The 5,889-nt window shown below is 63.6% G+C and carries 6 protein-coding genes; 3 read left to right on the top strand and 3 right to left on the bottom strand.

Annotated elements, in window-relative coordinates:
• Positions 1-812, top strand: an 812-nt coding sequence (locus tag AOQ71_RS45470; RefSeq protein WP_162268424.1) for a hypothetical protein, incomplete at its 5' end; no start/stop codon positions are given.
• A 3-nt stretch (positions 813-815) separates the two neighbouring features.
• On the opposite strand, the gene sseA is transcribed toward AOQ71_RS45470, so the two are convergent.
• From sseA to AOQ71_RS29280, 3 genes are all read right to left on the bottom strand, one after another.
• On the bottom strand, positions 816-1,667 hold the full coding sequence (gene sseA / locus AOQ71_RS29290; protein ID WP_057754164.1) for a 3-mercaptopyruvate sulfurtransferase: 852 nt from the start codon (positions 1,665-1,667) through the stop codon (positions 816-818).
• A gap of 125 nt (positions 1,668-1,792) precedes the next feature.
• Complete coding sequence (locus AOQ71_RS29285) at positions 1,793-2,203, bottom strand: rhodanese-like domain-containing protein (RefSeq protein ID WP_057754161.1); 411 nt, start codon at positions 2,201-2,203, stop codon at positions 1,793-1,795.
• A 133-nt stretch (positions 2,204-2,336) separates the two neighbouring features.
• Complete coding sequence (locus AOQ71_RS29280; protein ID WP_057754158.1) at positions 2,337-3,512, bottom strand: vWA domain-containing protein; 1,176 nt, start codon at positions 3,510-3,512, stop codon at positions 2,337-2,339.
• A 123-nt stretch (positions 3,513-3,635) separates the two neighbouring features.
• On the opposite strand from AOQ71_RS29280, the gene AOQ71_RS29275 reads away from it, so the two are divergent.
• Positions 3,636-3,881 carry a GlsB/YeaQ/YmgE family stress response membrane protein gene (locus tag AOQ71_RS29275; RefSeq protein WP_057754156.1) on the top strand — a complete coding sequence of 82 codons (246 nt, stop codon included), beginning with the start codon at positions 3,636-3,638 and terminating at the stop codon, positions 3,879-3,881.
• Positions 3,882-3,988: 107 nt separating this feature from the next.
• Complete coding sequence (locus tag AOQ71_RS29270) at positions 3,989-4,831, top strand: AAA family ATPase (RefSeq protein ID WP_018641030.1); 843 nt, start codon at positions 3,989-3,991, stop codon at positions 4,829-4,831.
• The last annotated feature ends 1,058 nt before the right edge of the window (positions 4,832-5,889 follow it).

Genomic DNA, 5,889 nt, shown 5'->3' with positions numbered 1-5,889 from the left:
CCCAGCCGGTGCTTGCGGCCCTGCGCATCGAGCCCGCCGCGCCGGTCGCCAACGATGCGGCGCCTGCGATGCCCGCGCAGGTCTCGAGCAGCCAGGTCTCGAGCAGCCAGGTCTCGAGCAGCCAGGTCTCGAGCAACCAGGTCTCGAGCTACCAGCCCTCGAGCAACCAGGTCCCGAGCATCGGACTGCCCGCGGTCGAAACGGGACCCGAGCAGATGGCTGCGGTGACGCTCGACGCCAAGGTCCAGCCTGAGCCCCAGTCTGAGCCTCAGGTCGTCGCCGTCGCGGCGGTGGCAGAGCCGGCTGCGTCCGCCACCGAAGCGCAGGCTCCTGAGCCGGCCAGGAGTGAGGCGGCAGCTTCCGCGCCCACCGACACGCTCACCCCGGCCGACACCACGGCTTCCATCGCCATGACGATTCCGGCCCCGGCCATGAGCGCCACCGACGTGCCGCGCACCGCAACGCCGGCGCTGGCCTCGCGCGTGAGCGACATCGCAGCGGCCAGAGTGGCGGCACTGAACGACCTCGCGCCGCCGGCGAAGCCCAAGGCCAACAGCGCAAAGCAAGACAGCAAGCCGCGTGCAGACAAGCCGAAGAAGCGTCACCGCATCGTACGGCGCGCGCCGCCTCAGCAGGTCAACGAGGCGCTCGATCCGTTCGGCCAGCAACGGCAGCTGCAGCAGCTACAACAACAGCAGCAGCTGCAGCAGCTACAACAGCAGCAGCTACAGCAGCGGCAGCTACAGCAGCGGCAGCTACAGCAGCGGCAGCAGCAGATGCTCGCCACGGCGTCCACGCGCCCGCGCCAGTAAGGCTTACGCCGGTCCGGTCGCGATGGCCGGGCCGCCCTCCTGGCCCCATTCCGACCACGAGCCGTCATAGAGCGCGGTGTCGGTGATCCCAAGGCGATAGAGTGCGAGCGTCAGCACGCCGGCGGAGACACCGGAGCCGCAGCTCGTGACGATCGGCGCATCGAGCTTGACGCCGGCACCGGTGAAGGCGGCGCGCAAATCCTCAAGTGGCTTCATCACCCCGGTCGCGGCATCGAACAACTGGCTATAAGGCACATTGCGCGCGCCGGGGATGTGGCCGGAGCGTATGCCCGCGCGCGGCTCGGGGGCGCGGCCCTCGAAACGATCGGCGGCGCGGGCGTCGATCACCTGCTCGGCGCGGCTTTCGAGGTTGGCGATCAGCTGCTGCATGCTGCGCACGCGCTTCGGATCGTAACTGGCCTTGAAGCTTGCAGGCTTCGGCTTGACCTCGCCGCTCTCGACCGCACGTCCCTCGGCGCGCCACTTCTTCAGGCCGCCATTGAGGATGCGGACATTGCTGTGGCCGAAGGCCAGGAACATCCACCACGCACGGGGCGCGGCGACCCAGCCGCCGGCATCGTAGATCACCACGGTGTCGGCGTTGGAAATGCCGAGATTGCCGATGTCGCGGCCGAACTGCTCGGCGCTCGGATACATGTGGGGCAGCGGATTGGAATGATCGGACACCGCGTCGACGTCGAAGAACACAGCACCCGGCAGATGCGCGGCGAGATAATCATCCTTCGGCAGCGGCAGCACGCCCGGCAGCTTGAAGCTGGCGTCGAGCACTTTGACGTTGGAATCATTGATATGAGCGGCGAGCCATTCGGTGGAGACGAGGGGATCGGGGATCATGCTGCTAATTCCTTGTCATTCCGGGGCGTGCACAGCACGAACCCGGAATCCATCGTGCGGCAGAGTTGGTGGATAAATGGATTCCGGGTTCGCGACTTCGTCACGCCCCGGAATGACGAGAGCAATTACTTCTTCTTCGGCTCCCACGCTTCCGTCGGTCCGCCGGCATCGCGCCAGGCGGCAAAGCCGCCGGCGATGTGGGCGACAGGCTTGAGACCCATGTCTTGCGCGGTCTTGGCGGCGAGCGCGGAGCGCAGGCCGCCGGCGCAGTGAAACACGAACTTCTTGTCCTCCTGGAAGATCGGCTTGGCGTAGGGGCTCTGCGGATCGATCCAGAATTCGAGCATGCCGCGGGTGCAGGAGAATGCACCGGGAATGCGGCCCTCGCGCTCGATCTCGCGGGGATCTCTGATATCGACGATGACCACGTCGCCATTCTTGGAGATCTCGATGGCGTCCTTGGCCGAGAGCGTCTCGATCTCGGCATTGGCCTCGTCGCAAAGCTGCTTGATGCCGCGGGTGATGTTTTGGGGCATGTGGTTCTCCCTTCTTCTCTTCCGTCGTTCCGGGGCGATGCGAAGCATCGAACCCGGAACCTCGATCAGCACACTCCATCCCGAGATTCCGGATCGGCCGCGTTGCGGCCGTCCGGAATGACGGTGGATGGTGCTAGTGCGTCAATTCCTTCATCGCATTCTCCAGACCTTCGATCGTGATCGGGTACATGCGATTGGCAAAAATGCGTTTGATGATGGTGGTGGATTCCGAATAGTCCCAGTGCTTCTGCGCGACCGGGTTGAGCCACACCGTGTGCGGATAGGTGCGGATGATGCGGTCGAGCCAGACCGAGCCGGGCTCCTCGTTGACATGCTCGACCGAGCCGCCGGGCACCATGATCTCGTAAGGGCTCATCGAGGCGTCGCCGACGAACACGACCTTGTAGTCGTGCGGATATTTGTGCAGCACGTCCCAGGTCGGGGTGCGATCGGTGAAGCGGCGCTTGTTCTGCTTCCACACGCCTTCATAGAGGCAGTTGTGGAAGTAGAAATATTCCATGTGCTTGAACTCGCTCTTCGCCGCCGAGAACAGCTCCTCGACCTGCTCGATATGCGAATCCATGGAGCCGCCGATGTCGAAGAACACCAGCAGCTTCACCGCATTGCGCCGCTCGGGGCGCATGTGCACGTCGAGATAGCCGTGATTGGCGGTCTCGCGAATGGTGGTGTCGAGATCGAGCTCGTCGGGCGCGCCGGTGCGCGCGAATTTGCGCAGGCGGCGCAGCGCCACCTTGATGTTGCGGATGCCGAGCTCGACATTGCCGTCGAGGTCCTTGAACTCGCGCTTGTCCCACACCTTCACGGCGCGGTTGTTGCGGTTCTTCTCCTGGCCGATGCGGACGCCTTCGGGATTGTAGCCATGCGCGCCGAACGGCGAGGTGCCGGCGGTGCCGATCCATTTCGAGCCGCCTTGATGGCGGCCCTTCTGCTCCTCGAGGCGCTTCTTCAAGGTCTCCATGAGCTTGTCCCAGCCCATGGCCTCGATCTGCTTCTTCTCTTCCTCGGAAAGGTATTTTTCGGCGAGCTTCTTCAGCCATTCCTCGGGAATCTCCGCCTTCTCCATGGCGTCGAGCAGGCTTTCCAGCCCCTTGAACACCGTGCCGAAGACACGGTCGAACTTGTCGAGATTGCGCTCGTCCTTCACCAGCGAGGCGCGCGAGAGATAGTAGAAATTCTCGACCGAATAGTCGCTGAGGTCAGCGTCGAGCGCCTCCATCAGCGTGAGGTATTCGCGCAGCGTGACGGGGACCTGCGCATCGCGCAGAGACGTGAAGAATTGCAGGAACATGGGTGACAGATTGCCCGTCGGTGGACGGACGTCAAGGGGCGGAGACCGGCGTGGGACGCTGGACCGGGAGGCTTTTTGCTCTAGAATTGAGGGCCTCAACGGGTCGCTTTGGGGACTGATGCAATGGGTATTCTCGCAGCGCTCATCATTGGCGCGATCGCCGGCTGGCTGGCCGGCAAGATTGTCCACGGGGCGGGATTTGGGCTGATCGGCAACATCGTCGTCGGTATCATCGGCGCGCTCGTGGCAAGCTGGGTTCTGCCCCAGCTGCACATCGAGCTCGCGACCGGCACGGTCGGCTCCATCGTCGATGCCACGATCGGCGCGGTGATTGTGCTGGTCATCCTTTCGCTGATAAGACGGGTCTGAAAGCCTGACCGAACCAGGAACGGCCGCCGCGTGCGGCCGTTCCCATGTCGCGAGCGAGGGCCATGAAATTGGGCACTCTTCCCGCCGACGACCAACAAGGACGCGCGATGAAATTTACCGGCACCAAGGACTATGTTGCGACCGACGATCTCAAGGTCGCCGTCAATGCCTCGATCGTGCTGGAGCGGCCGCTCCTGGTGAAGGGCGAGCCCGGCACCGGCAAGACGGTGCTGGCGGAAGAAGTGGCGAAGGCGCTGAACGCGCCGCTTTTGACCTGGCACATCAAGTCCACCACCAAGGCCCAGCAGGGCCTCTACGAATACGATGCAGTGTCGCGCCTGCGCGACAGCCAGCTCGGCGACGCCCGCGTGTCCGACATCAAGAACTACATCAAGCGCGGCAAGCTGTGGGAAGCCTTCACGGCCGAGCAGCGCCCGGTGCTCCTGATCGACGAGATCGACAAGGCCGATATCGAATTCCCCAACGATTTGCTGCTCGAGCTCGACCGCATGGAATTCCATGTCTACGAGACCGGCGAGACCATCAAGGCCAAACAGCGACCGATCATGATGATCACCTCCAACAACGAGAAGGAGCTGCCGGACGCTTTTCTCCGCCGCTGCTTCTTCCATTACATCAAGTTCCCCGATGCCGACACGATGGGCCGCATCGTCGACGTCCACTTCCCCGGCATCAAGAAGCGCCTGGTCGAGGAAGCCTTGCGCATCTTCTTCGAGGTGCGCGAGGTGCCCGGCCTGAAGAAGAAGCCGTCGACCTCCGAGCTTCTGGACTGGCTCAAGCTGCTGCTCAACGAGGACATGAGCGTCGAGCAGCTTAGGGAACGCGACCCGCGCAAACTGATCCCGCCGCTGCACGGCGCGCTGCTGAAGAACGAGCAGGACGTGCACCTGTTCGAGCGACTGGCGTTCTTGAGCAGAAGGGAAGTGTGAGGCCAGCTGCGGCGCATCTCACGGTGCCGTTGGGTGAGCAAACGCGCCACGCGCCGTGCCCACCAATCGGCAACGACACGCAAGATACGTGGGCACGCTTCGCTTTGCCCACCCTACGATATCTGCGTCCGGGGCACGGGAGTGCAGTTGTGACGCAGCATTGTTTCCTCCTCGTCATTGCGAGCGCAGCGAAGCAATCCAGGATCCCTCCGCGGAAAGACTCTGGATTGCTTCGCTGCGCTCGCAATGACGGAGTATGAGGCAGCATCGCCGCTCGTTCAGCCCGCACTTTGACTTGCAGACATACCTTCGCATCCTCGCGGCTGATCCCGCCCGAGCTTTGCTTCATTCCGTCACCCCCCGAGAACAGAGGGCGCAGGGAAGGCCGGGTGCCGACTGAGCACCCACGGTCCGCTGTGCGCGTGTAGCGCAATGAGAAATGCACAGCGGCATACAGGTGAAGCCGAACACACGGCCTTCCCTGCGCGATGGTCGGACGGCTTATGCCGCGCTCTCCCGGGAGCCGAATTCCTTCTGGCCTCCCTCGCCTTGCGGAAGTCACCGGCACCGCGCCGGTTGACGCTGATGCCGCATCCGCAAGACTTGACCGTAGCGACGACGGTCGGGACCACACGGTTTTGCCGTACGCGAGCGAGGCGCCGTTCGTACAACGCGGCTTGCAAGTCGCTCACGGGGTTCGGCTCAATCCATCGCCCCGCCCTGCCACCCGCATCCGCGACGACGCTGCCCACGTCCACCGCAGCCCGATCCGCGGCTCGTGACGACGTACGACCGCCCCTCTTCGCCGGATCAGGATGGGCGAAACATACGACAAATCCGAATTTCGGTGAAGCGGAATATTTTAAAGTGGGGTGGTTGACCGAGCGGTGGGATGTTTTGCCTGACGGGCAACCCAAGGGCTTGTAGGCCGGATGGAGCGAGCGCAATCCGGGACAGCTCGTAGGGTTGGGTTAGCCTTGCGATTGCGCGAAGCGCAATTCACTGGGCGTAACCCACCTCTTTCGTTTCCGCGTCGACGGGAGTGGTGGGTTACGCCA

Source organism: Bradyrhizobium manausense, from assembly GCF_001440035.1.
Lineage (GTDB): Bacteria > Pseudomonadota > Alphaproteobacteria > Rhizobiales > Xanthobacteraceae > Bradyrhizobium > Bradyrhizobium manausense.
The sequence above is the reverse complement of the archived record's forward strand: the minus strand, read 5'-3'. Positions and strand labels throughout refer to the sequence as shown.